The organism is Candidatus Anaeroferrophillus wilburensis (assembly GCA_016934315.1).
Classification (GTDB): domain Bacteria; phylum Desulfobacterota; class Anaeroferrophillalia; order Anaeroferrophillales; family Anaeroferrophillaceae; genus Anaeroferrophillus; species Anaeroferrophillus wilburensis.
In genome coordinates, this window is record JAFGSY010000039.1 from 66,823 (window position 1) to 93,000 (window position 26,178).

Consider the following 26,178-nt stretch of genomic DNA (forward strand, 5'->3'; position numbering starts at 1 on the left):
CAAGTGGATCAGGAAGCCAAACCATAAGCTAGAGACATAAGGATAAGAGCGTGCCTAAACGTACGGACATTAAAAAAATCATGCTCATTGGTTCAGGGCCAATCGTTATCGGTCAGGCCTGTGAATTTGATTATTCCGGGACCCAGGCCTGTAAGGCATTGAAGGAGGAAGGCTTTGAGGTGGTGCTGGTGAACAGTAATCCAGCAACCATTATGACCGATCCGGAGTTTGCCCATCGTACCTATGTGGAGCCCATAACCACGGCAACGGTTGCCAAAATACTGGCAGCAGAACGTCCCGATGCGCTTCTGCCGACCCTGGGGGGGCAGACCGCCCTTAATGTGGGGGTGGAACTGGCCGAAAGCGGGGTGCTAGAAAAATATAATGTTGAGTTGATCGGTGCCAGTCTTGAAGCCATAAAAAAAGCCGAAGACCGTCAGCTGTTTAAAGAGGCAATGGTGAAAATCGGTCTGGGGCTGCCCATGAGTGGTTATGCCCATTCGATGGCTGATGCCTGGGAAATCATTGCTGAAGTGGGGTACCCTGCGATTATCAGACCCTCCTTTACCCTTGGTGGGACCGGCGGTAATATTGCCTACAATGTCGCCGACTTTGAACGTTATGTGAAATGGGGCCTGGAGCTGAGCCCAACCCATGAAATTCTCATCGAAGAATCGATTATCGGCTGGAAAGAATACGAGCTGGAGGTTATGCGTGACCACCAAGATAATGTGGTGATTATCTGCTCCATTGAAAATGTTGATGCCATGGGGATCCATACCGGTGACAGCATTACCGTGGCCCCGGCCCAGACGCTTACGGATAAAGAGTATCAGATCATGCGTGATGCGGCGATCAGGGTAATCAGGGAGATCGGAGTGGATACCGGCGGATCGAACGTTCAGTTTGCTGTTAATCCGCAGGATGGCCGGCTGGTGATCATCGAAATGAATCCAAGGGTTTCGAGAAGTTCCGCCCTGGCTTCCAAGGCAACCGGTTTTCCCATTGCCAAAATTGCCGCCAAACTGGCAGTGGGATATACCCTTGATGAAATTCCCAATGATATTACCAGGGAAACGCCAGCCTCTTTTGAACCGACGATTGATTATGTGGTGACCAAGATCCCCCGGTTTACCTTTGAGAAGTTTCCCCAAGCTGACGCGACGCTTACCGTACAGATGAAATCAGTGGGTGAAGTCATGGCCATCGGGAGAACCTTCAAGGAATCTCTCCAGAAAGCTATGCGTTCCCTGGAAATTGACTCTTGTGGTTTTGATGAGCAGTTGCCTGCCCAGGCCTACGATGCTGCTGATGAGCACATTATCGATCTGGTGGAGGAGAAACTGAGGATTCCGGGGCCGGATCGCCTCTGGTATATTGGTGATGCCCTGCGGCTCGATTTTTCCCTTGAACGGGTTGCGGTCTTGACCGGTATCGATCCCTGGTTTATCTATCACATCAAGGAAATTATCGATTTTGAAAAAGAGCTGTTGCATACCACCGCCATACCTCTTGATGCCGATACCCTGCAACGGGCTAAAGAGATGGGGTTTGCCGACGGGCGGCTTGCGGCGCTGCTCCGGGTCCGGGAAGAAGATATTTTCAAGCTGCGCAACCGGTATGGGATTATGCCGGTTTACAAACGGGTCGATACCTGCGCGGCGGAATTTGAGGCCCATACGCCCTATCTTTACTCAACCTATGAGTGTGAAGATGAGGCCTTGCCCACCGACAGGCGGAAAGTTATTATCCTTGGTGGAGGACCGAACCGCATCGGTCAGGGAATTGAGTTTGATTATTGTTGCGTGCACTGTTCTTTTGCTCTTGCGCTTGAAGACTATGAGACCATTATGGTCAACTGCAATCCGGAAACTGTCAGTACCGATTATGATACCTCTGACCGGCTTTATTTTGAGCCCCTTACCCACGAGGATGTTCTGCAGATTGTCAAAATCGAGCAACCAGTAGGCGTTATTGTCCAGTTCGGTGGCCAGACGCCGCTCAAACTGGCCGGTTCCCTGGAACAGGCCGGCGTACCGATTCTCGGGACTTCACCGGACAGCATTGACCGGGCTGAGGACCGGCAGCGGTTCAAGGAGCTGCTGGAACTCCTCAACCTGCGACAGCCGGAAAATGGCACCGCTGTCTCGGTTGACGGGGCAATAAAAATTGCCACGGGAATCGGCTATCCGGTGCTGGTCCGTCCCTCCTATGTCCTTGGCGGCCGAGGGATGGAAATTGTTTATGATCAGACAAACCTTGAGCGTTATATGAAGGAGGCGGTGAAGGTTTCCTTCGATCATCCGGTGTTGATTGACAGATTCCTTGACGATGCAGTGGAGGTTGATGTTGATGCCGTCTGTGATGGGGAACAGGTCATCATTGGTGGTATTATGGAGCATATTGAGCGGGCCGGGGTTCATTCGGGTGATTCGGCCTGTTCTTTGCCGCCGTACACCCTTGCAGATGATATTATACAGGAAATTGCCCGTCAAACGCGCGCTATGGCGCTGGAGCTGCAGGTCAGGGGCTTGATGAATGTCCAGTTTGCCGTCCAGGGTGACCAGATATATATCATTGAAGTCAATCCACGGGCTTCTCGGACCGTCCCTTTTGTTAGCAAGGCGGTGGGCCTGCCGTTGGCTGATCTGGCTGCCAGGATCATGGTGGGCAGGACTTTGGCTGAAATGAAGGTGGTGGAGCGGCTGAGGCCACCGTGGGTGTCGGTGAAAGAGGCGGTATTTCCCTTTCTGAAATTTCCCGGGGTTGATACCATGCTGGGTCCGGAGATGAAGTCCACCGGTGAGGTGATGGGTATCGATGAGCACTTTGCCGCAGCATTTGCCAAGGCCCAGGATGCCGCCGGGGCCCCGTTGCCGTTGACCGGCTGCGCTTTTGTCAGTGTCCATCAAAAACCGGGTATTGAAAAAGTGGTTCGGGATCTTCTTGAATGCGGTTATATAATCAGGGCAACAGCAGGGACATCAGCCTATCTCGATGACCATGGCCTTGCCAATATCCGGATCAATAAAAAGAAAGAAGGCCGGCCAAACGTGGTTGATTCACTGGTTAATGGCGAGATAGATCTGGTTATTAATACTCCCGGGGACAGCCGGTCCCGGGAAGATTCATTATATATCCGCAGGACTGCCCTTGACCGTGGTGTTGCATATTTCACCACTCTGTCCGGCGCTACAGCCGCTGCCCAGGCGATTAAGGCAATCCGCACTGGTGGCTTGTCCATTAAAGCTCTTCAGGACTATCGTTAATGATCTACTCATTCAGCAGGCATGCTTAGTTTATGGCTCGTTTACCATTATGTTCGCTGGCTGTTTCTATTCTGCGCCACTAAGCGGCATCGTCTATCACCATCGGGGTGGATTGCCGTGGGGAGGTGCTGGAAAGTTAAATGGTGCCAGCGGCTTAATTTATGTGCTGCCCTATGGCGGCATCCCCCTATGATCTGGAGAAACATTGTATGACCACGTTTGATGCAGTACCCATGACCGCGGCAGGTTTTAAAAAGGTGAAAGATGAACTGCGTCGGCTCAAAACCGTTGCCCGTCCTGAAGTTATAAGGGACATCGAGGAGGCAAGGGCGCATGGCGATTTAAGCGAAAATGCCGAATATGAGGCAGCCAAGGAAAAACAGGCTTTTATTGAAGGTCGCATTAATATGCTTGATGACCGCTTAAGTCGTGCGGAAGTTATAGATGCTGCCAAGATCGCCGGTACGGATCGGGTGGTTTTCGGGGTGACTGTAACTCTTTCCGATGAAGAAACCGGTGATGAAATGTCCTACCAGATTGTTGGTGAGGATGAGGCGGATATTGATCAGGGGAAAATATCAATTTCCGCCCCCATCGCCCGGGCGCTGATCGGCAAAAAACTTGATGAGGAGGTTTTGGTTAAAACGCCGGGCGGCCTTAAAACCTTTGTGCTTATGGACATTAACGTAAAGTAGATTCTTGTCGTGCAATCGCAGGTACGTACACTTAAACTGGTCATTGCTTATGATGGCAGCCGTTATCATGGTTGGCAGATTCAGCCCAACGGGATAACAATCCAAGAGGAGCTGCAACATGCCCTGGCCGCGATGACGGGCGAAAATCTGACTGTTTTTGGCTCTGGGCGGACTGATGCCGGGGTGCATGCCTGGGGGCAGGTTGCCCATGTTGCCACAACCACATCCATTCCTGAACAGGGGTTGTGGCGTGGTCTGAATGCCCTTCTTCCTGACGATATCGTCATTCGCTCCCTTTCGTCGGTGTCCGCCGGCTTCCACGCCCGTAAATCAGCGACCGGGAAAACCTATTGCTACTGCATTGATAACCAGCCGCTGGCCAATCCCTTGAGCCGCTTCTATTCTTGGCATGTGAGAAAAACACTCGATATGGCCGCGATCCGCCAGGCAACCAGGCAGCTGCTGGGAACCCATGATTTCGCATCCTTCAAAGCTGCCGATGGTGAAACAGCTACCTCCGTCCGCACGATCAGCAGGGCAAGGGTCTGGCGCCGGAGTTCCTATCTCCTGATTATGATTCATGCCAATGGTTTCCTGAAAAATATGGTGCGCAACATCGTTGGTACCCTCTACGAAATAGGCCTGGGAAAACGAGGCGCCGAAGAGATGGCTGCCATTGTTGCCGCTGTCGACCGGCGCTCTGCCGGAATTACTGCTCCGGCCAAAGGCCTGGTGCTGCGCTCCGTTTCCTACTAGTACCATGGTGATTACTGCTTTTCTCCCTCCTTTTATTTCTTTCTGTACCAAGCCCAGCTAAAACCATGATCTATTTAGACAATATTATATTGTATCCAAGTGCTTAATGGTGGATTTTTGTTGATAATGGTGCTATATGCGTTTGCTCTATGAACGCCTGTAAAGGTTGGTTAATGTTTACATTATACAGAATAATCATGTTGCTTATGGTGGAGGATGAACGTGGTTCTAAAGAGGAGAGTTAAAAATTTCAGTGAGGATTTTGACCATCAGTTTAATGGTGCCCGGCTGTTTGATGCTGAAAAGTTTATCGATGATATTATTGCTGCCGGAGGTCCGGAAACCTATGCCAAAATGCAGGAAAGGCATGACTTTATCGGTGATGGCAATGCGGTTGTTGTTGAAGTGCTCAAACGCATTGTTACCGGCCTGGTCGGCTATCCCATAACCCCTTCGACTCCTATTGCCGAAGGCATGGCAAAGGCTTATGCCGATGGCTTCAGCAATGTGTTTGGTGAAAAAATTTTTTATTTCCAGCCCGAAAGTGAATTGGGTGCGATGGCCTTCCTGGAGGGTGCCGCCTCCCAGGGCGGCCGCTTTGCCGACAACACCTCATCTCAGGGCCTAACCTATAAAATCAAGAACATGTACTCGGTTGCCGGCAAAAGGCTGCCGGTTTTAATGACCGTGCAGACCAGGGAACTCAACAAGGGCAGCCTCAGCATTCATAATGGTCATGGAGATCTCTATGCGGCCCGGGGTGCCGGCTGGATTCAGTTGATGAGCTGCAACAATCAGGAGCTTCATCATTTGGTTCCTCTGACCTTTAAAGCCATAGAACAGCGCCAGGTCATGCTGCCGGCCATCGTCGCCGGTGAAGGTTTTCTTAAGAGCCATTCCATCGAGAACATCAAAACGGTCTCTGACGAATTTCTGAAACATTATCTTGGTGAGCCCAACCGCTTCTATCAACCGGATTTTGACCATCCGGTACTGATGGGCACGTTTACGGACATCGGTGTTACCATGCCGGTCCAGATGAAACAGGATCAGGCATTGCTTAACAGCAAAAAGTATATCCAGGCGGCCATGAATATCATGAATGTCATACTTGGCACTGACCTGCAGGTTGTAGAACGGTATCATGCGGATACGGCCGAGTATGTGGTGGTCTGTATGGGGTCCGTCGCAGAAACCATGAAGGAGGCAATCGACTACTATCGCAGCAAGGGGATTGCCGTCGGTCTCGTTCGGCCGGTACTTTTCTATCCTGTCTGCAGTGAAGAGATTGCCGCCGGGGTGCAGAATGCCCGGGTGATCAGCGTTTTGGAAAAGGTTGCCGAGGGTAATGAACAGTACCTGCTCAAAGATGTCAAAGAGGCGGTGTATCTTTTGAATGACCGGCAGGACTGCCACTGCCATCCCCGGATTACTGCCGGCACCTATGGTCTTGGCAATCAGGATATCAGCCTGGATGACTGCTGTGCAGTTATTGAAAATATGCTCAGTGATCACCCACAGACAAAGTTTAAATGTGGCATTCGCGGTCCCCAGACCCTGGCGCCGGTAGTGAAAGAGGATCTGGTGGAAAAAGAGGTTGGCGTCACCTTTATCGGCATCGGTGCCGAAGGGGTGAAAACGGCACAGGAGACCCTGGCTAAAATCATTGCCAAAAGCGGCAAGTATGTGCAGACCAGCGCCAAATACGGCGCCTCACGAAAAGGCGGCATGGTGGTGATGAATGCCCGGGTTTCGGACAGCCATATCCGCAACTGCTCCAATGTCACCAAGGTTGAAACCCTGTCCATTTTTAATGATAAATATCTCCAGGACAACTGCCTACTGCATTTTATCCTCGGGATTAAGAAGGGCGGCCATCTGATCATCAACACGGTAAAAGATTTTGATGAACTGTTGGCGAAAACAACCCCGGAGATTCAACAAAGCCTTGAAAAAGCCTCTTTCAATGTGGTGTTGCTGGATGCCACCAGTGCGGCGCTGGAGAAGTTGAAGCGCAACCTGCCGGGTACGCCGATTTTGGGGGTCATTAATAAAATCACCGGTCTGCTGCCGGAAAAGCAGTTTAAGGAGGCCTTTAAGGCTGAGTTGAGCGCCAAATTTGGTACCAAAAAACCGGAGATGATCGATGTCAACCTGGAACTTCTGGATGTTGCCTATAGCATCAGAAGCAGGACCGACAGCGGCCTGCCCAATGCCGGCGCAAGCAAGAAAAAAGTTGCCGCCAAGGAGGTTGGGGTTAAAGACCTGCCGGGCTTTTTTACGCCGCATGTGGCTGGCTACACGGAGGATGATGAGTATGCCACACCGATTTTTCCGGCGGTCTATGGTGCCCGCTACCATGAAAAGTTTATTGCCGATGTCCTGCGTCCCCTTCAGCAGGGTGAAGACATCCCCTGGGATCGCTTTCACAATATTGTGCCGGCAAGGACTTCGGAATATCACAATGCCAGCCTGATTGGTACCGCCCTGCCCGTCTATGAAGCGGGGCAATGTGTTACCTGCGGCATGTGTGTCACCAGTTGTCCGGATTATGCCCTGCGGGTTACGGTTATTTATGATGATGATTATAATGCATTGCCCGCCGCCAGCCAGCGGCTGTTCAAGTCGGTTAACCTGAATCGTTTCACCGGTTATGGGGATGCCTCCTTCAAAGATAGTTATCTTAATATCAATGTGGTGCCATCCTATTGCAAAGGCTGTGGCGCTTGTGTCGCCGTTTGTAAAGCCGGTGCTTTAAAGATGATTGATAAGGCACTTATAACGCCTGATGCACAGAAACAGTTTCTCGATGAAGGGATTTATGACCTAGATCAGAGTGCGAAGGTTCTTCCCTATGTCAAAGAGAGCAAGCCTCTCCAGCAGCTCATGCTTGGTTATTCCGGTCAGAAATTCCTTCCCGGAGGCCACAGCTTATGTCCGGGATGCGGTGAAGGGGTGATTGAAAATCTGGTTTTTACGGCGGCGGAGATGGTCCGCAAAAAACCAAAAATTATTGAAGAGACCTATCAGTCAATTCCTGAACTGATGAAGAAGCACCATGGCAAGGGGCTGCAGCATATGGTTGACCACGGTTTTCATCTCTATACCATCAATGCCACCGGCTGTGCTCAAGTGTCCTGCTTGGGCAATCCCTACAATGCGAGAATTTACCAGTCGGGCCATTATGGTTTTGGTACCGCCAGTGCGGCGGCCCTGGGTTCCCGGATATCACTGTTCAGCGCTTTTAGGAATTTCTACCTTGAGAAGCTGACCAAAGTTCTTGTCTTCGGCGGTGATGGAGCGTTTTACGATATTGGTAATCAGGGTCTTAATTTTGCGTTGGGGGAAAACCAGGATGTTACCTGGATTATCTACAATAATGAAGCCTATATGAATACCGGTTTCCAGAAATCCGGTGCCAGCCGCTATGGTTCCAACCGTACGACCTCTCCCTATGGGTTGGAGCTGCAGGGAAAAGAGGATTTTCATCGTGAGATTGCCATGCAGGCAACGGTTATTCCCGGAGTGTATGTGGCTCGCCTCTCCCTTGCCAACCCCGCCTATGCCCTGAAAATTCTCAAGGAGGCCATAGCCTACAAGGGTCCTTCGTTGATCGAATTTTTCTCCCCCTGTCCCACCGGCCAGGGACTGGCACAGGATGATATGTCAATGGCTGTCTCCCGCATGATGATGGAATCGCGTGCGTGGACGGTCTTTGTCAGGAAGCCATACGCCAAAATTGATATCTCAGGCAACCCTGATGCCGAGGAACTCTTCCCGCGACCGAAGAAGATCAAGGGTCAGGAAGTTCCGCCGGCGACCTTCAGGGATATTGTCGAGCTGATGGGGCAGTTTGTCGGGGATAAGAAAACTATCGACACCATTGTTAAGGTCAATGAACGGCAGAATTTGTTCATGTGGAGTGTTCTGCAGTTTCGTGCCGGGTTGCGGGAGAAAGTGCTTGACGCTGATGAGGTGGCAACATTGATCGCCAACCGTTAGGATTTTTTGCGTGCAGCAAAAAAACAGCCTCACATGAGGCTGTTTTTTTAAGCATATACTTGACAATCTCATGTGGGTATGGCAGAAGGCAGATTCGGCTTACAATCTCTTGCTGAGACGGCTGCATGGAAAACAACCTGGCTTCTCCTTCTTCCTATGGCCGGCGCTGGTATCGCCAGCTGGACGGGCCTGGTTCCTTGGCATCCTTTACCGTCGCCATGGGGGAAACCGACCTGCTGGTGCGGGCAGCTGATGCCGGTTTGCAGCGGCTGGTCAGTGAACGGGTCATTGTCTATCGGCGGCAGATTGAAGCCTTTCTGGCTGATTATCCTGAAGTCCGGATGCAGCTGCACCCCTTTGTTCCCTCTACTGAACTGCTCTTGCCGCCGGTAGTGAAAGAGATGCTTGCCGCAGGTCATCAGGCCGGGGTGGGGCCGATGGCTGCGGTTGCCGGGGCAATCGCTGAAAGGGTTGGCCGTGACCTTCTGCCGTATTCACCGACGGTGATGGTGGAAAATGGCGGCGATATCTTTCTGGCTGGTAAAAGCAGTTACACGCTGGGAATTTTTGCCGGTGCTTCGCCCTTTGCCGGCAAGCTGGCGATCCGTTTGAGCCGGCCGCTACCATTTGCTGCCGGGGTTTGCTCCTCCTCGGCAACCATAGGGCATTCTTTGAGTTTCGGTTCTGCTGATCTGGTCACCATCTATGCCGACTCAACGGCGGCAGCCGATGCCTTGGCTACCGCAATGGGCAACCGGGTGCACCATAAAGACGATCTCCAGCCGGTTGTTAATGAAGCCTTGCGTCATGCTGGTGTCCATGGTGTTGTCATTATTAAAGGCGAGGACCTGGCTGCCGGGGGGGCGCTTGAGCTGATACCGGTGGCCGGCAGTCGTCGTTGAAAGGATACGTATGAAACATACCTATGTACTCCACTTTGATCAGAGTAATTATGATAAGCCCATCGTCTACCGCCTTATTAAAGACTATGATCTAGTTTTTAATATCGTGCGCGCCGTGTTGCTGCCCAAACAGGAGAGTTATCTGGTGATGGAAATCAGCGGTAGTGATTTCCAGTTGGAGCAGGGCCTTGCATATCTGCGGGATAAGGGTGTTGATGTCAATCCTGTTAACAAAAATGTTAAAAGAAACGAGGAAAAATGTATTCATTGTGGTGCCTGTACAGCCATTTGCCCCACCGGTGCCCTGGCTGTTGACTGGCCATCCATGGAAGTGCATTTTTTCGCTGAACAATGTAGTGCCTGTGGATTGTGCGTCACTGCCTGTCCCCCACGGGCGATGGAGGTGAGCTTTTGAAATTATCTACCAAAGGAAGGTATTCCGTCCGGGCGCTGATGGCCTTGGCCACCATTGCCAATCATCAGCATAAGCCGGTATCCCTGAAGCAGATAAGCGTCCACGAGGGGATTTCCGTCAGTTATCTTGAACAGCTGTTTGTCCATTTGCGACGTGCCGGACTGGTGCAGAGCGTCAGGGGTCCGGGCGGCGGCTACCTGCTGGCCAGAAGCCTCAATGATATCAGCGTTGCCGAGATTATGAGTGTCGTGCAGGAATCAGTCCAGCCGGTTAACTGTGCTGATTGCACGATGCAGCAACCGGGGTGCAATCTTAAAAAAGACAGCACCGAATGCATGACCAGGCCGGTCTGGGAAAAACTTGAACAGGTAATCGGCGATTTTCTCAGCTCGGTGACCTTGCAGGATATTATTGCCGGCCAGGTATGACCGTCTATTTGGACTATAACGGTACAACGCCGGTTGATCAGGCGGTCCGCGAAAGTATGCTGCCCTACCTGGGGGAGCATTACGGCAATCCCTCCAGCAGTCATTGGGCTGGTAAAGAGGCTCGTGAAGCCGTAGAACACAGCCGCCGGCAGGTGGCAGCGTTGCTTGGCGGCTCCCCCGAGGAGATTGTTTTTACCAGCGGCGGCTCCGAAAGTGATAACCTGGCGTTGCAGGGGATAGTGTTCGCCAACTGGCGGCCCGGCCAGCCGTCACCTCATATCGTCACTTCAATGGTGGAACATCCAGCGGTCGACAACTGTTGTTCCTTCCTGGAGTCCCTGGGTGTTCGCATTACCCGACTTGCGGTTGACCGGCATGGACGGCTTACGCCAGAACAGGTGGCGGCAGCGATGACCGACGAGACGTTGCTGGTTTCGTTGATGTTGGCAAATAATGAAACGGGAGTCGTCTTTCCATTGGCGGAAATTGCCGAGGTTACCAGGGCACGTGGGGTATTGCTGCATACGGATGCGGTGCAGGCAGTGGGAAAAATGCCAGTTGATGTGCAATCTCTGGGGGTGGATCTGCTGTCGATTTCCGGTCATAAATTTTATGCCCCCAAAGGGATTGGTGCCCTATGGATCAGGTCCGGGGTTTCTGTTGCACCCCTCATCCATGGGGGAGGGCAGGAACAGGGCCGGCGAAGTGGTACCGAGGCGGTTGCCGGCATTGTCGGCTTGGGTAAAGCCGCATCCTTGCTGACTGATAGGCAGCCAGAGGAGATGCAGCGGTTGGCGAAGTTGCGCCATTATTGTGAAGCATCTTTGACCAGTGAACTGCAAGGGGTAACGATTCACGGTGCCGTGGCCGAGCGGCTGACCAATACAACCAGTTTTTCAGTCCCTGGAGTTGATGGTGAATCATTGCGGGTCCATCTTGAGCTGCAGGGTATTGCCGTGTCCGCTGGTTCCGCCTGTTCATCAGGCAATGGCAAGGGTTCACGGGTGCTTGGTGCCATGGGCATTCCCTACGCCATTGCCCAGAGTTCTTTGCGGATCAGCCTTGGTCGCTGGACAACCATTGATGAGATTGACACCTTTGTTGAGATATTGAAAAACGTCAGTACATCTTTACAAGCCATCTCCCCCCTGTATTGAGATGTTTACCGCACTGCTTCTTCAGCGGCCGGCCAATGGCTGCGGCAGCAGCATGTATGGATTTTGACCGCCCGCAGTTTATGTTCCACGGACAATAATCGAGACGATAATAATGGTGGCTGAGATTTTCTCCCCTCTGCCAGTGGCAGTTTTTTTGTTTTTGTCGCAGACGGCAGATCATGGCTGATACGGTAGTTGTCGGGTTCAGCGGTGGCGTTGACAGCGTTGCTGCGGCCATTCTGCTCCAAACTGAAGGATATGCTGTGCAGCTGGTTGCCCTTGATATGGGTACAGCAACGGCGGCTCTCTTCCGTCATCGGGTGGAGAGTGCGGCAGCACTTCTCGATCTGCCTCTCAAAATTGTCATGGTTGGTGATGCGTTCCAACGTCATGTGATCGATTACCTGGCGACATCCTACCTCAAGGCTTTAACTCCCAATCCATGCATCAGATGCAACAGCCTGGTGAAATTCAGTTTTCTTGCCCGGGCACAGAAGCAATGTGGCGCCCGCTGGCTGGCCACCGGCCACTATGTAACCAAGAGGTCATGGCGGGGCGGTGAGCTGGTTCCCGGCCAGGGCAGGGACGACGGCAAGGACCAAAGCTATTTTTTGCAGGCGGTTGATCGTGAGCTTTTTACTGACTGCCGGTTCCCTCTGGGCAGTCTGCAGAAAACGGAAGCGGTTGCCCTTGCCGCTGCCGCTGGTTTCCAGATAGATTCCTATCAGGAAAGTCAGGAACTATGTTTTGTCGGCCAGGGGTCCTACGTTGATGTGCTCCGCCGCCATCCTGGGATGACTGACGGCCAGCCTGGATTGATTGTCAATCGCGCCGGTGATGTTGTTGCCCGCCATCAGGGCATTCATCATTTTACCATCGGCCAGCGGCGTGGATTGGGGATTGCCCATCCCAGCCCGCTCTATGTCTGTGCTCTTGTTCCCGAACGCAATGAGGTGGTGGTGGGTGAGCGGGATGACCTCTATGGCAGAACCGCAGTCATTAAAGGGATGAACTGGTTTATCAAACCGGAACGCTGTCCGGCCAGCCTATGGTGTCAGATCCGCTATCGTCATCAGCCGGCTGCAGCGGCGGTTGAGTTTCTTGATAACGGCCATCTCAAGGTGAATTTTGCCGAGCCGCAGTTCGCCATAACGCCAGGGCAGGGAGCGGCTCTCTATGATGATGGTTGCCTTCTGGGTGGCGGCTGGATCTGCTGATGAACGTGAAAATCATTACCCTGGGATGTAAGCTGAACTTCTATGAATCGTGTGCTTTAAGCGAGGCGTGTGCGCATCTGGGGATGCAGGTGGTCAGCAACGGTGCTGCTGATGTCATCATTATCAACAGCTGCGCAGTGACCGGCAAAGCGGGAATGCAAAGCCGCCAGGCAGTGCGCCGGGAGATAAGGAATAACCCGAATGCCCGGGTGATTATGACCGGTTGCTATGCCCAGTATGAGCCTGATATTGCTGCCGCCATTGATGGACTTAGGGCGGTTGTTGGTAATGCCGGCAAAGCTGAAATTCCCCAATGGTTATCCGGGGATGGCCGCATGGGCAGTCAGTTTCCGGTCCGGTTCGGCTTTGCTGGTGAGATGCCGGTGGCGGCGTTGCGGGCTCGCCATTCACTTGGCCGGACACGGGCCTTCATGAAAATCCAGGATGGCTGCAGTGCTTTTTGCAGCTATTGCATTATTCCCTATCTTCGCGGGCGCCCCCGCAGTCTGCCGATGGATGATGTTGTGGCTGAAGCGGTCCAGCTGGAAGATAATGGCTACCGTGAACTGGTGCTCACCGGCATTCATCTTGGTCAATACGGAATTGATGGCGGCACGAAAGACGGTTTGGTCGATTTGCTCAGGTTGCTGTGTATGCATACGACAATGCGTGTTCGTCTGGGTTCTCTTCAGCCGCCGGAGATTTCCCCGGCCCTTCTGGAGCTGTTGTGTGACGAAGACAATAATCTTTGCGAGCATCTTCACCTGTCGTTGCAGTCGGCCAATGATGAGGTGCTTGCGGCAATGGGCCGCCCCTATGGTCAGCGTGATATTGTTTCGCTGGTGGAAATAATCCGGAACCGGAACAGCCGGGTAACCATGGGGGCCGATATTATCGTTGGTTTTCCCACCGAATCAAGAGCTGCTTTTGCCGATACCAGCCAGGTACTTGCTGATCTTCCCCTGGCTTATCTCCATGTTTTTCCATACTCCCCGAGGCCGGGAACGGCAGCGGCTGGTTTGCCCGACAAGATCTCAGCGGCTGAAAAGAAAGACCGGTCAGCCATGCTGCTGGCCATGGCTGCGAACAAGAAGCGTGATCATTACCGCCACTGCCTCAACCAGCCTCTCAAGGTTCTGGCTGAAGAGAAGGCAGTAATGGATAATCGCGGCAGCGGTTTAGTGGGATATTCGAGAAACTATCTTTCCGTTTTCATTGTGGTGCCGGCCACCCAAATTGCCTCCTGCCTTAACCATGAACACCAGGTAATTCCCCGTCATTATGATGACACCATGCTGTTGGCAGATTTAAGCTGACATGGTTATCAGGATATGATATAAAGAGCATTAAATTAGTTAACATAAAGCTGCAATGATGTGATCGGAGGAAACGCATATGATTGGTAAATCTACCCCCATTCGTGATCTGTTGACCAAATATCCTAAAGCTGCTCAGGTGTTTGCCGACAAGGGCATGGGCTGTCTGGGCTGTTCTGCCTCAATGTTTGAAACGGTTGAGGAGGGAGCTTTGGCTCATGGGCTTGATCCAGAGAAGCTGGTTGATGAGATGAACGCCGCCCTTAAGGGGTGAGATGAGCGGTCATCGGGAACGGCTTGATATGCTCCTGGTTTCCAGGGGTTTGGCCGCCAGTCGTGAGCGTGCCCGGTCCCTCATTCTGGCCGGCAAGGTTATCTGCAACAATCAGACGGTTGACAAGGCCGGACATAAAGTGCCTGGCGATGCTCAAATCCGCTTGAAGGGGAATGATATCCCCTATGTCGGTCGCGGTGGGGTTAAACTGGCAGCCGCGCTGGAAACGTTTACCATTGATCCGACCGGTTGCGTAGCGCTTGATGTGGGAGCATCAACCGGCGGCTTTACCCACTGCCTGCTGCTCCATGGCGCCCGGCAGGTGGTTGCCGTTGACGTGGGTTATGGCCAGCTGGCTTGGGAGCTGCAGCAGGATCCACGGGTGGTGGTGAAGGATAGAACCAATATCCGTTCACTTGTCCCGGGTGATTTTCCCCAGTTGTTTACTTTTACGGTTGTCGATGTGTCGTTTATTTCATTGACCAAGGTGCTGCCGGTTGTTGCCAACCTGGTGGCTCCGGGTTCGCCGTTGGTTGCCCTGGTGAAGCCACAATTTGAGGTAGGCCGCTCTGATATTGGTAAAGGTGGTATTGTCAGGGATGAAAAAAAGCAGCTGGAGGCCGTGGAAAACGTTATTGCCGTGGCCAGTGATCGAGGGCTGCGTTGTGATGGGCGGATGGATTCCCCCATTCTTGGCCAGAAGGGAAATCGGGAGTTTTTGATTCTTCTCCGGCGGCAGTAGGCCGCTGTTCAATGACTGCAGAATGTTGCTGGACCGGGGCCATGAAGTATATGGCCCCGGTTTTTTTATTTCAGAGTGGTGAGTGGCTGGCCGTAGCCCACCAGTTCCAGGTAGCCGTAGCCCAGCAGTGGTTCATTGACAGCCGATGTGCCGCTAATTTTGATCGCGCCCTCCCAGTAGTTGGCCAGCGTGGTATCCGTAGCTCTGATTTCCTGGTCAAGCTGTAGAGGGGAGAGCTGCAGCAGCATTTTTTCCGGTCGTACAATGTTCAACTTCCAGAACAGCGGATAGTTGTTGTGTGTGTGCGGGCTTTGCCAGTCGTCCATCGGAGTTGCCGTGAAATCGCTGCTGGTCAGATGTGTAGCCGTCCCATCGGCAGCAATCATGGTGCCACTGGAGGCTGGATCCTGAGAGCCGTCTTTGTTGCGCATCCGGTAGAGCATCAGGGACCGGCCATCATTAAAATGAATAGCCAACCAGTCCCAGCCAGCCTGGTTGGCGCCCAGCTGATTGGTGGCAAATTCCCGGTCGAGCCAGCTGAGGCCGCTTACCGTCATCTGCTGGTCGTGGAGCGTAATGGTTCCACGGCTTTCCAGCCGAGGCCAGGAATAATAATAGGATGCCTGTCCCGGACCGGAACCTTTATGGCTGAGGCCATTGGTACCGTTCAGGATCGGGGCGTAGGACGGCTGAAGTTGAAGGCTGATGCCATACTCCGGCGTTTTAACCGTCAACTCCATGCCCTTGCCATCCGGCTTCATGGTGATCCGGCTGCCCTTGAGCCAGGTATTCATGGTAGTGATCGCCGCCCCTGCCAATCCGGGACCCGCTCGGCTAATATCCTGATGGGAAAAAAAACGCTGGTTTTCGACGTCACTCAAACCGCTATGGAGGATAAAGAGGTCCCGGATTTTCCAGACGTTATCTTTGTCCGTGGTCTTTTCCAACCGCAGTCCCTGGCGAAAGATGGTGAACTGGTAGCCGAACTGCCTGCCGGTTTCGGTTTCCAGATGGCCGGTGACGTACCACCATTCCGTTTTGAAATCCGGGTGGCTGCCGTGATCCCTGGGAAATTGGAAGGGTCGGGGAGCGACGGCCTGCTGCCAGGCAAGGGCGGGATGAAAAGCGGAGAAACTCTGGGCCAGCAGGAGGAAAAAAAGCCAGCCAATGGTTTTTTTACCGATGGTGGTCATGGCTACCGCTCCCGCATCTGGAATGATGGCTGGCTGTTGGCTATCCGCCAAGCGGGATAAAGACCGGCGGCCATCGATGCAAGGGCGGTGACGGCCGCCATGCCAGGATAGAGGCTTACATCAAATCTGAAATCGATCGTCCAGCCGAACGATTTCAGATTAATAACCTTGATCAGAACCCAGGCGAGGAGGGGGCCGCAGAATGCCGCACCAGCAATCGCCAGCATTCCCAGGGTCAAAGAGTGGCCGAGGGCCAGGGAAAAGACCTCTCCCCGGCTCAGCCCCAGGGCCCGAAGAATGCCGTATTCCCGCTCATTTTCTATATAGATGGCCAGCAGGGCGCTGATAATGCCGAAAAAAGCCACCAGAATGGCAATCATCCTGGTGCTGAGGGTAATGGCAAAGCTGCGATCAAAAATCTCCATGATCCGCTGCCGCAGTTCATGGTTGGCATAGACAAAGCAGGGCAGGGATTTGAGCTGTTGCTGCAAGGTGGCAGCAAATGCTTTCCGATCCACACCCGGAGATAGAAAAAGCGCCATGGAATTAATTCCCTGATCATTGAGCAAACTGGCCAGGTTGTCGTAATCCAGCAGAATAACGCCATGTTCGGTGATATAATCGCGAAAAACCGCAGCAATGGTATACGCCCGGCGGCCCGCATAACCATCCAGACTGATAGTGTCGCCGGCGGTCAGCTGGTTTTTTCGTGCCAGGCTTTCGGAAATGAACACTTCGTCGCCGGTGGCCATTCTCTCCCAGGGATCTCCCGGCAGGGATGCGGTAAAGAGATAGCTGGAGTGGTGCTGCAGGGTTCTGGCATCAACCCCGGAAAGCCTCACCAGGCGATGATTGAACTGATAGCGGATGTTGCGATAGCGGTTGATGGCTGCTACGTGGTCAAGCTGTCGGACAGCGGTGATCAGCTGTGGATCAAGGAGACTGGCGTCATAATCCCGGTCGCTGTCGGTAATGAAAAAATCACCTTGGATACTGTTGAGAAACCAGTGGTCGACCGTTTGACGAAAGGAGCCGATCATCAACGAGATGGCCATCGACATCGCCAAAGCAACCATCAGGGCGGCAATGGCCGGTGCACTCCGGCTCAGTGAGCGTTTGACGGCGCCGACCGCCAGCCGCCACTTGATGAGGGGCATGGTGCTGGCGGTAAGGAATGAGATGCAGCGTTCGGTGGCCAATGGAACCATCAGGGAGGAACCAAGACAAATGCCGAAGGCGGCGGCGAAGCCGAAGTAGGGGGTAGGTGAAGGAAGGTAGGCAATGATCAGAGAAAGAAGAATGGTTCCGAGCCCGGCAAGGAAATTTCGCCGGCGGTGGGTAAAGGTCCGATCCTCTCCCTGACGGCGGGAGAGCAGGGAAACAATGGTGGCGTGACGAATCTCCAAGAGAGGGAAAAAAGCCGCTACCCAAGCGGCGGCAACTCCCACCAGCAATCCCTGAACAAGGAAAACAACTGTGATTCTAGGTGGTTGTGAGCGAAGAAAAAAGTAGAGATCGGAGATGGTCTGGTTGATGATCACCAGCGAGTAGCGGGCCAGGCCATATCCGAGCAACAGGCCGACCAAGGATCCGATGATGGCGACCAGAGTGATTTCCGTGAGCAGCGCCCAGGAAATCTGGGTTGGGGAAAAGCCCATGGTCAGCAGGATGCCGATCTCCCGGCGGCGCTGGAGCAGAGAGAAGAGAACGGTATTGTAAACCAGGTAAAACCCCACAAAAAGCGATAGCAGGCTCAAGGCAGTGAGGTTGAGATTGAATGAGTCCAGCATGGAGGTGTAAAGGTCGGTGCGGCTGGCGGTTTTTACCAGTTGGAGATGTTCGGGCAATAGCTGCTCGACCTCCGTTACCGTCTTTTGATTATCAATAAGAAGCAAGATGCTTTTCAGCTTGCCACGTCCCTGCAGCATCTCCTGGACCCAGGAAATATCACCATAGACAACCGGTCGGTCACTGCTTTCGGGAACCGCGATGGTTGTCAGAATGCCTAAAGTGCGAATCCTGCTGTCCCGGCCGCCGTTGTCAAGGTGCAGCTGCTGGTGTCCGTTGGCCAGCTTGAGCGCTGCAGGGGTGGCGGCAACGGTGCCGGGTTCGGTCAGGAAACGGCTCAGAGTGTCCGGTGCCAGGGACTGGTCAAACAGCGGGTTGAGTTTCCTGGCCGCCAGCGGGTCGAGACCAACCATGGTTATTTCCCGGCCGCTAACCGGCAGGGTGCCACGCACTTCCGGTGCTGCCTGCAGGCCTGGGATGGCAGTCATCAGCAGGCCGTAGATGCTTTCATCAATGATGCCGCTGGCAGAGGAAATTTCATGGGTTGCCCGGCTGGTGATGGCCGTGGTGGCTTGGGAAAAGGATTGCAGTGCGGAGCGGTTGGCCAGGTGGATACCGGAGACCATGCTCACCCCCAGGGCAACGCCGAAAATCCAGATGGCCGTCGACAGCGGCTGCCGCCGGTGGTGCAGCATGAAGGCTTTTAGAAGTCTAAACATCGTTTTGCAGGTGTCCGTCGATAATATGCAGACGGCGGGAGCAAACCGCCGCTGCTTCGCTGCTATGTGTGACCATAATCAGGGTGGTGCCGAAGGTCTTGCAGATATGGTTCATGAGAGCGACGATATTCAGTCCGGTTTCCAGATCAAGATTGCCGGTCGGCTCGTCGGCCAGGATCAGCCGGGGTTTTTTCACCAGGGCCCTGATCACTGCCGCCCGCTGCTGCTCTCCACCCGAGACCTCCTCAGGGTAGCGGTGAAGCTTGTCACTGATGCCGGCTGCCTGACAGAGATCGGCAAGGAGCTGACCTTCTCTGCGGCCCAGCAGGGCCAGCGGCAGACTGATGTTCTCCGCCAACGTCAGGGTGGGCAACAGGTTGAAGAACTGGAAGATGAAGCCGATGTCATGGCGGCGGTAAAGGGTGGCATTTTTTTCCGAGAATGAAGATGCTTCCTGGCTGTCGATCAACAGGCGGCCGCTGCTTGGTTTATCAATCAGGGCCAGGAGGTTCAGCAGGGTAGATTTCCCTGAGCCGCTTTTGCCCAGCAGGGCCAGGCGATCGCCGGCCATAATCTGTAGGTCTATGCCTTTGAGGGCCTCAACCGGCACGGCACCGGCATAGGTTTTTGTCAGCTTTTCCAGCTGGATAAAGCATGGAGATGCCGGTTGCGGCTGGTTCATGAAGATAGTCTTTCAGGTGTTATGAGTTTTTATTGCGGTTGTCAATTTTTACCATTAAGGGTATATAACTGTCAAACTAGTGATCTGGTAGAGTAAAGTCAAGAGGCTCCAGAGCAATGCGGCGACCTACAAAAAAGATCGTTTTCGACAATCTGCCGGTTGGCGGTGATGCGCCGATCGCGGTTCAATCGATGACCAACACCGACACCCGGGATGTCGCAGCAACGATTGGCCAGATTAAGCGGCTGGAGTCGGTGGGCTGCGAACTAGTCCGGGTGGCGGTGCCGGATATGGCGGCAGCAAAAGCCTTGGGGGCGATTAAAGCAGGGATTGCCATTCCCTTGATTGCCGATATTCACTTCCATCACCGACTGGCCATTGAGGCGGTGGAACAGGGGGTGGATGGCCTGCGGCTGAATCCCGGCAATATCGGTTCGGCTGCCCGGGTGCGGGAAGTGGTTCAGGCCTGTCGGGACCACTCGATTCCCATCCGCATCGGGGTAAACGCCGGCTCTCTGGAAAAAGAGGTGGTGGCAGCCCATGGTCATACCCCCCGGGCTATGGTTGCCAGTGCACTGGGCCATATTCGTTTGTTGGAAGATGAACAGTTTGATCTGATCAAGGTGTCGCTGAAATCCTCCAACGTTCCCCATACGGTTGAAGCCTATCGCCTGCTGGCTCAGGAGGTGGATTATCCCTTTCACATCGGGATCACCGAAGCGGGGACTCCCCTGCGGGGCGCTATCAAGTCGGCGGTGGGCATTGGTATTTTGCTTTATCTTGGTTTCGGGGATACCCTTAGGGTTTCATTGACTGGCGATCCGGTGGAAGAGATCTTCGTCGCCTACCAGATACTCCAGAGCCTTGGAGTGCGGCATCGTGGAATTGAGCTGATCTCCTGCCCCACTTGCGGTCGAACCGAGATTGATCTCATCGGCTTGGCGCAGGCGGTGGAACACCGCCTGCAGCATATTCGCAAACCGCTGAAGGTGGCGGTGATGGGCTGCGTGGTCAACGGTCCCGGTGAGGCCCGGGAGGCAGATGTGGGCATTGCCGGCGGTCGAGGGAACGGTCTGCTGTTCAAGCAGGGTGAAGTGGTCTGCAAGGTGGCGGAAGACCGGCTGCTGGATGTCCTGGTGGCGGAGGTCGAAGCGCTGGCCGGCGAAAATTCCTGTTGAGATAGTCATGGGTTGTTCAACCAGGTTGACTGCCGGCTGCAGGCTGGATAAAATCATGAGTAAGAATTTTCAGTCCCGAAATCTGTGGCAGCTGGGTAATGTGTTGCATCAGTTGCTCTTCATGGTACGATTGTGCTGGCGACTGCTGCTGGATTCCCGGGTTTCGCTGCCGGTTAAAATGATTCCGGTGGCGGCAGTTTTTTACTTGCTGTCACCGTATGATCTGCTGCCCGATTTTATGCTGCCGGTGGTTGGCCAGCTTGATGACCTAGTCGTTATCGTTCTTGCCTGCCGCCTCTTTCTTTCCTTGGTGCCGCCGGAAATTGTCAATGAGCATCGGCGGAGGTTGTCCGCATGAGTGCTGTGTCCAGAATTCATATCCTGCCTCCCCAGGTTCATAATAAGATTGCCGCCGGTGAAGTGGTTGAGCGGCCTTCTTCAGCGGTCAAAGAGCTGGTGGAGAACGCCCTTGATGCCGGTGCCGATCAGATTACCGTCATCATTGAAGAGGGCGGCAAACAACTGATCAAGGTTATCGACAACGGTTGCGGTATGGGGCGGGAAGATGCCCTCCTGGCTCTGGAACGGCATGCCACCAGCAAAATCATCAGCGATGCCGATCTTTTTGCTCTGCAGACCTTTGGCTTCCGTGGCGAGGCATTGCCCAGTATTGCCGCTGTTTCCCGTTTTATTCTTGAGACCAGGGAGGAAGGGGCATCAGAAGCGGTACGTATCGTATGTGATGGCAATGCTCACCTGGTGACGGCGGCAGGTGCGCCCATCGGGACAACGGTGACGGTACGGGATCTTTTTTATAATATTCCCGCCCGGCGAAAATTTCTCAAAGCCACCTCTACCGAGCGGGGGGGGGTGGTCGATTGTCTGAACCGCTTTTCCCTCGCCCATCCCCAATGCAGTTTTACGTTGATCCATAATCAGAAAACCCTGTTTGTCAGGACTGCCTCTGCCCGTGTCCGCAGCCGGATCATTGAGGTGCTTGGGCGGCAGGTGGGGGAGGAACTGCTGCCGATAGCCAGCGGCCGGACGGATAGCGGCCAACTGGACGGTTATATCTCTCCGCCAACGGTTCATCGCCCCAACCGCCGCTCCCTCTACCTTTTTGTCAATAACCGGGTGGTGCGTGACCAGATGGTCTCCCAAGCCGTCATCAGGGCCTACCAGGGGCTGATGGAAAGAGGGCGCTATCCGGTTTGTGTCCTTTTTTTGACCATCGACCCGGCACTGGTGGATATGAATGTCCATCCTGCCAAAGAGGAGGTGCGCTTTGCCGAGCCCGGGCGGATTTTTTCGCTCATCAGTCGGTCAATCCAGGAATCCTTGAGTGGGTATCGTGTGCCGACGGCTGGAGAAATGCTCAGTGATGACCCTTTTTCCCTGCTTTTTAGTCCGGTGCATACAGCCACCGGCTTCCCAGCCGCAGGAAACCAACCGTATCAGCCATCGGTTCTGCCCCCCTGGCATCCGCCATCGTCGGCGATCAGAGAAACCGACGCTACGGCATTTTATGGCCATCAGAACCAGGAACCGGCAACTCCGGAACCTGGTTTTCCTCAGCCGGCCACCGGCGGATTTTTTGCCGCCATGCAGATTGTCGGCCAGGTTTGGCAGAGCTATCTTATCCTGAGTCATGGCAGCCAGCTGTATGTGGTTGACCAGCATGCCGCCCATGAGCGGATTCTTTTTGATCAATTGCGCCGGCAGATGGATGGGGCTCAGCCAACCCAGCAGCTGCTGCTGCCGGTAACTATTGATTTGTCTCCCGCTGAGCAGGCCGTGGCGGAGGAGTATCGCCATCTGCTTGAAAAGCTAGGTTTTCTCTATGAACCCTTCGGCAACCGGGCGATCATTCTCACCGGTGTGCCGCCGGTGGCCGGTGATCGGGAGCCCCTAAGCCTTTTCCAGCAGACGATCAGCGACCTGCAGGAAAGTGAAGGGCAGCTGCAGGCTGTTCCCGGGGCGGATGACCTGGCTGCCCGCATGGCTTGCCGGCTGGCGGTCAAAGCCAATCACTTCCTGAGTCCTGAAGAAATTCAGTTGCTGCTGGCCAAGCTTGATCAGGTGGACGTGGGGCGAACCTGCCCCCATGGACGTCCCCTTTACATAACCATGGGTAAGAATGAACTGGAAAAGAGATTTCACCGCCGTTAGTCGTCTGCTGGTTGCAGTGCTGCTGGCCGTTGTTATTGTCGGCGGTTGTGCCGGCCGCCGGCTGGAGGTTCTTTCTCCCGGCGTGATCGGTCCCGGAATGACGGCGGCCGTTTGGAACAAACTGGTGAATGTTGAGACGGTGACGGCAAGGGGAGTGGTGAAGCTGAAGACGGGTGACGGTCAGTCGGCTTCGCAGCGTATCCGCTTTATTGCCCAGGCTCCGGACCGGATAAAAGTTCAATGGTTAACCCCCTGGCAGAGTGTTGCCTGGCAGCTCTTGATCGCCGATCGCCAGTTCTGGCTTTCTGACAGCAATCAGCAGGCAACCTATCATGGATTTCTGACAGCTGACCAGGGCGAGGAGTGCCGGCAGGGCAATTCCTGGTGGACGTATATCCAGCTGCTGGCCGGTTGGTCACAGATGTTATCCCGCCCGCCGGCAGATCCGACAGCCGAACCGCAGCTTGAAATCCCTCGTATGCCGGTTGATACCGTGCAGTATCTGGTGGCCGAAGAGAGGCAGGTGCCGGCCGGCAAAATTATCCGTTTTATTGACGGAGATGAATGGCATATCGGCTTTGACGATTTTGTTGCTGTTGAAGAAGGCAAGTTGTTTCCCCGTCGGTTGGTGATCCATTGTTCGGCTGGCAGTATGGATCTGCATTTCTCCGCCCTGCAGATCAACCAGCCGCTCAATCCGGTCTCTCTGTCGCGACAGCAGGTACCCTTTGATATTCAGGAAATAAACTGTCACATGCTCAGGGAGCCTTGATGCTTTTTTCTCCTTGAAGGGCAGCCGGAGGTACTCACGCCGCGCCTTGTTGCTGTCACATTTACTGCCGCCCTACGGGTCGTCAAAGTGAAGCATCAGACAGGTTCTTCGCCAGTGATGTAATTCATAAAAGACCAATAATTCAATCAGATAAGCATTTATTGTTAAACTTGTTTATTATGGTATGTATTTTCTGCTGGACAACGAAAGATGAAACCATTAGGTTGTTGTCGTTGGATGATTATTGTCTTAATTTTCAAGGAGGCAGGGCATAATGGCTGATTATGATGTGATCATTATTGGTGGTGGACCGGCGGGTTTGACTGCCGGATTGTATGCAGCGAGGGCACGGCTGAAAACGGTGGTGCTGGAAAAAATGATGCTGGGGGGGCAGGTGGCCACCACTGAGACGGTGGAAAACTATCCCGGGTTTACCGATCCGTTGATTGGTGCCACCGTCGGGCCGCTGTTTGAGGCCCAAGGCAAGAAGTTTGGCCTCGAGGTCCGCCAGTTTCAGGAAGGGGTAAAACTTTCCCCCCAGACCCGTGGTTTTGAGGTTGAGCTCTCACCTTCCGGTGAGCAGCTGACCGCCAAAACCGTCATTGTTGCCACCGGCACTCAGTGGTCTTCACTGGGAATTCCCGGTGAGCAGGAGCTGAGGGGCAGCGGAGTTTCCTACTGTGCCACCTGTGACGGTGCTTTTTTCCGCGATCAGGAGATTGCGGTCATCGGTGGTGGCAACGCGGCTATTGAAGAAGCGATTTTTCTGACGAAATTTGCCCAAAAGGTTTATGTCGTTCATCGTCGTGACGCTCTAAGGGCAGAGAAAATTGTCCAGGAACGTGCCTTCGCCAATGAAAAGATAGCGTTTCTCTGGAACCATGTACCGGTCCGTATTGCCGGTCAGGGGAGTGTTGAAGGGATCGAAATCAAGCATGTGCAGACTGGGGAGGTGCAGCTGATTCCGGTTGCCGGCGTTTTTATCTATGTTGGCATGCGGGGACAATCAGATTTTCTCCAGGACCTGGTGGCAATGGATGAGCGGGGCTTTATCAAGGCCGGTGAAGATACGCTTACTTCCTGTCCGGGACTTTTTGCAGCTGGTGATGCTCGCCAGAAACCTGTACGCCAGATTGTCACTGCAGTTGCTGACGGTGCGGTGGCGGCCGTTCAGGCGGAAAAATTTATTGAAGCCAACTATTCCGGGGATTGAGTGATCCCCGTCTGATTATCTATCAGGGTTCGACGGCAAACACGCGTGATTGCCTTGCAGCCAATTACCGCAGGCTTTCACCTGCCGGTGAAGCTGGCCTTGGGTCAGCTTCATGCACTAGTTATTGCGCAACTGTTATTGATAATCATGACTAATTGTGCGGTTTTAAGTTGCTTTTTTCCATCTTTTTTTGTTAACAACAGATCATGAGATATGTTGGCTGGCGAAAAAAGATGGTTGAGGAACACATTGTCGCCCGGGGGATTGATGACCCCCGGATCATAGCGGCCATGTCCACGGTTCCACGCCATTATTTTCTTGATTCGGCCCTGGCGGATCAGGCATATGGTGACCATTCTCTGCCCATCGGTGAAGGGCAGACCATGACCCAACCCTATGTGGTTGCCTTTCTTCTCAGTCAGCTAAACCTCCAAGGCCATGAAAAAGTGCTCGAAATCGGCATGGGATCGGGATACCTGACTGCCCTCCTCAGCCGTTTGGCCGAGCGGGTCTTTACGGTCGAAAAATATCGTTCCCTCGCCATTCATGCACGTCAGCGTTTGGAACAGCAGAACTGCCACAATGTTGTGGTCAAAATATTTGACGGCAGCTATGGCTGGAGTAATGAAGCTCCTTTTGACATTATTGTGGTTTCTGCCGCTGCCGTTTCTCCGCCGCCGCCCCTGCTTGAGCAACTGATGCCCGGCGGCATACTGCTCCTTCCTCTCATAGAAGAGGAGGGTCAATATCTCTACCGCATTACCAAGGATTTCCAAGGTCTCTGCCAGCAGGATAAATTGATCCCCTGCAACTTTGTCAAGTTAGTGGGGAAATATGGTACGGGATGACCCGGATCGCGCGCCAGGTCGGCAGATTGCCGTTATCGGTGCCGGTGTGTGTGATGCCGACGTTGCCTGCCTAGCTGCTGATGTGGGCCGCCGTCTGGCGGCGGCCGGCCACCTTCTCTTGTGTGGCGGACTGGGAGGGGTTATGGAAGCAGCCGCCCGGGGTGCCAAGGGGGCTGGGGGAACGACCATCGGCATTGTTCCCGGAGGGGAGCGTCATCAGGCAAATCCTTTTGTCGATTATGAGATTGTCACCAGCCTTGGTCATCTCCGCAATTTCGTGATTATACACTCAGCTGACGGTGTTGTTGCCCTCCCCGGGTCTGATGGAACTCTGGCGGAGATTAGTATTGCTCGGAAACTGGGGAAACCTCTGGTTGCCGTGGGACAATCCTGGAGCTTTGTGCCGTCGCTGTCCTGCTATGAAACATCCGCAGAAGCCGTCA

Annotated in this window: 22 protein-coding genes; 19 read left to right on the forward strand and 3 right to left on the reverse strand. The window is 53.7% G+C overall.

Annotation, left to right across the window (positions count from 1 at the left end; genetic code table 11):
* Window positions 1-50 precede the first annotated feature (50 nt).
* The 12 genes from carB (at window position 51) to JXO50_10485 (ending at window position 15,173) form a co-directional block, all read left to right on the forward strand.
* Entirely contained in the window at window positions 51-3,269 is a 3,219-nt protein-coding gene (gene carB, locus JXO50_10430) for a carbamoyl-phosphate synthase large subunit (protein MBN2333505.1), read from the forward strand.
* Window positions 3,270-3,502: 233 nt separating this feature from the next.
* A complete protein-coding gene (gene greA, locus JXO50_10435) occupies window positions 3,503-3,964 on the forward strand; it encodes a transcription elongation factor GreA (GenBank protein ID MBN2333506.1) in 462 nt (153 codons plus the stop codon).
* Between the two features lie 9 nt (window positions 3,965-3,973).
* Window positions 3,974-4,720, forward strand: a complete 747-nt coding sequence (truA, locus tag JXO50_10440) for a tRNA pseudouridine(38-40) synthase TruA (protein MBN2333507.1) — start codon at window positions 3,974-3,976, stop codon at window positions 4,718-4,720.
* A 216-nt stretch (window positions 4,721-4,936) separates the two neighbouring features.
* Window positions 4,937-8,722: a 2-oxoacid:acceptor oxidoreductase family protein gene (locus tag JXO50_10445; GenBank protein MBN2333508.1), complete on the forward strand. Its 3,786-nt coding sequence runs from the start codon at window positions 4,937-4,939 to the stop codon at window positions 8,720-8,722.
* Window positions 8,723-8,847: 125 nt separating this feature from the next.
* Window positions 8,848-9,624 (forward strand): UPF0280 family protein, encoded by a 777-nt coding sequence (locus JXO50_10450; GenBank protein MBN2333509.1) that lies wholly within the window; start codon window positions 8,848-8,850, stop codon window positions 9,622-9,624.
* Window positions 9,625-9,634: 10 nt separating this feature from the next.
* Window positions 9,635-10,039 (forward strand): 4Fe-4S binding protein, encoded by a 405-nt coding sequence (locus JXO50_10455; GenBank protein MBN2333510.1) that lies wholly within the window; start codon window positions 9,635-9,637, stop codon window positions 10,037-10,039.
* Entirely contained in the window at window positions 10,036-10,467 is a 432-nt protein-coding gene (locus tag JXO50_10460) for an Rrf2 family transcriptional regulator (GenBank protein MBN2333511.1), read from the forward strand. Before JXO50_10455 ends, JXO50_10460 begins: the two co-directional genes overlap by 4 nt.
* Window positions 10,464-11,624 (forward strand): cysteine desulfurase, encoded by a 1,161-nt coding sequence (locus JXO50_10465; GenBank protein ID MBN2333512.1) that lies wholly within the window; start codon window positions 10,464-10,466, stop codon window positions 11,622-11,624. Before JXO50_10460 ends, JXO50_10465 begins: the two co-directional genes overlap by 4 nt.
* A 179-nt stretch (window positions 11,625-11,803) precedes the next feature.
* On the forward strand, window positions 11,804-12,841 hold the full coding sequence (gene mnmA / locus JXO50_10470; protein MBN2333513.1) for a tRNA 2-thiouridine(34) synthase MnmA: 1,038 nt from the start codon (window positions 11,804-11,806) through the stop codon (window positions 12,839-12,841).
* Window positions 12,841-14,157, forward strand: a complete 1,317-nt coding sequence (mtaB, locus tag JXO50_10475) for a tRNA (N(6)-L-threonylcarbamoyladenosine(37)-C(2))-methylthiotransferase MtaB (protein MBN2333514.1) — start codon at window positions 12,841-12,843, stop codon at window positions 14,155-14,157. Before mnmA ends, mtaB begins: the two co-directional genes overlap by 1 nt.
* A 79-nt stretch (window positions 14,158-14,236) precedes the next feature.
* On the forward strand, window positions 14,237-14,431 hold the full coding sequence (locus tag JXO50_10480; GenBank protein MBN2333515.1) for a DUF1858 domain-containing protein: 195 nt from the start codon (window positions 14,237-14,239) through the stop codon (window positions 14,429-14,431).
* Between the two features lies 1 nt (window position 14,432).
* Entirely contained in the window at window positions 14,433-15,173 is a 741-nt protein-coding gene (locus JXO50_10485) for a TlyA family RNA methyltransferase (GenBank protein ID MBN2333516.1), read from the forward strand.
* Between the two features lie 65 nt (window positions 15,174-15,238).
* Here the strand turns inward: JXO50_10485 and JXO50_10490 are convergent, their stop codons facing one another.
* From JXO50_10490 to JXO50_10500, 3 genes are read right to left on the reverse strand one after another with little or no spacing between them, the layout of a single operon-like run.
* On the reverse strand, window positions 15,239-16,366 hold the full coding sequence (locus JXO50_10490; protein ID MBN2333517.1) for a carotenoid 1,2-hydratase: 1,128 nt from the start codon (window positions 16,364-16,366) through the stop codon (window positions 15,239-15,241).
* A gap of 2 nt (window positions 16,367-16,368) precedes the next feature.
* On the reverse strand, window positions 16,369-18,873 hold the full coding sequence (locus JXO50_10495; GenBank protein MBN2333518.1) for an ABC transporter permease: 2,505 nt from the start codon (window positions 18,871-18,873) through the stop codon (window positions 16,369-16,371).
* Window positions 18,866-19,555 (reverse strand): ABC transporter ATP-binding protein, encoded by a 690-nt coding sequence (locus tag JXO50_10500; GenBank protein MBN2333519.1) that lies wholly within the window; start codon window positions 19,553-19,555, stop codon window positions 18,866-18,868. The genes JXO50_10495 and JXO50_10500 overlap by 8 nt, the downstream gene beginning before the upstream one ends.
* 116 nt (window positions 19,556-19,671) lie before the next feature.
* Here JXO50_10500 and ispG point away from each other — a divergent pair, with 116 nt between their 5' ends.
* The 7 genes from ispG to JXO50_10535 form a co-directional block, all read left to right on the forward strand.
* Complete coding sequence (gene ispG, locus JXO50_10505; GenBank protein ID MBN2333520.1) at window positions 19,672-20,733, forward strand: flavodoxin-dependent (E)-4-hydroxy-3-methylbut-2-enyl-diphosphate synthase; 1,062 nt, start codon at window positions 19,672-19,674, stop codon at window positions 20,731-20,733.
* A 55-nt stretch (window positions 20,734-20,788) separates the two neighbouring features.
* Window positions 20,789-21,091 (forward strand): DUF1232 domain-containing protein, encoded by a 303-nt coding sequence (locus JXO50_10510; protein MBN2333521.1) that lies wholly within the window; start codon window positions 20,789-20,791, stop codon window positions 21,089-21,091.
* Complete coding sequence (gene mutL, locus JXO50_10515) at window positions 21,088-22,902, forward strand: DNA mismatch repair endonuclease MutL (GenBank protein ID MBN2333522.1); 1,815 nt, start codon at window positions 21,088-21,090, stop codon at window positions 22,900-22,902. The genes JXO50_10510 and mutL overlap by 4 nt, the downstream gene beginning before the upstream one ends.
* Complete coding sequence (locus JXO50_10520; protein MBN2333523.1) at window positions 22,871-23,674, forward strand: hypothetical protein; 804 nt, start codon at window positions 22,871-22,873, stop codon at window positions 23,672-23,674. Before mutL ends, JXO50_10520 begins: the two co-directional genes overlap by 32 nt.
* 274 nt (window positions 23,675-23,948) lie before the next feature.
* Window positions 23,949-24,887, forward strand: coding sequence for a thioredoxin-disulfide reductase (trxB, locus tag JXO50_10525; protein ID MBN2333524.1), 939 nt, complete (start codon window positions 23,949-23,951; stop codon window positions 24,885-24,887).
* 206 nt (window positions 24,888-25,093) lie between these two features.
* Window positions 25,094-25,735 carry a protein-L-isoaspartate(D-aspartate) O-methyltransferase gene (locus tag JXO50_10530; protein ID MBN2333525.1) on the forward strand — a complete coding sequence of 214 codons (642 nt, stop codon included), beginning with the start codon at window positions 25,094-25,096 and terminating at the stop codon, window positions 25,733-25,735.
* A partial coding sequence (locus tag JXO50_10535; GenBank protein ID MBN2333526.1) for a TIGR00725 family protein occupies window positions 25,722-26,178 on the forward strand: 457 nt, incomplete at its 3' end. The genes JXO50_10530 and JXO50_10535, both read left to right, overlap by 14 nt.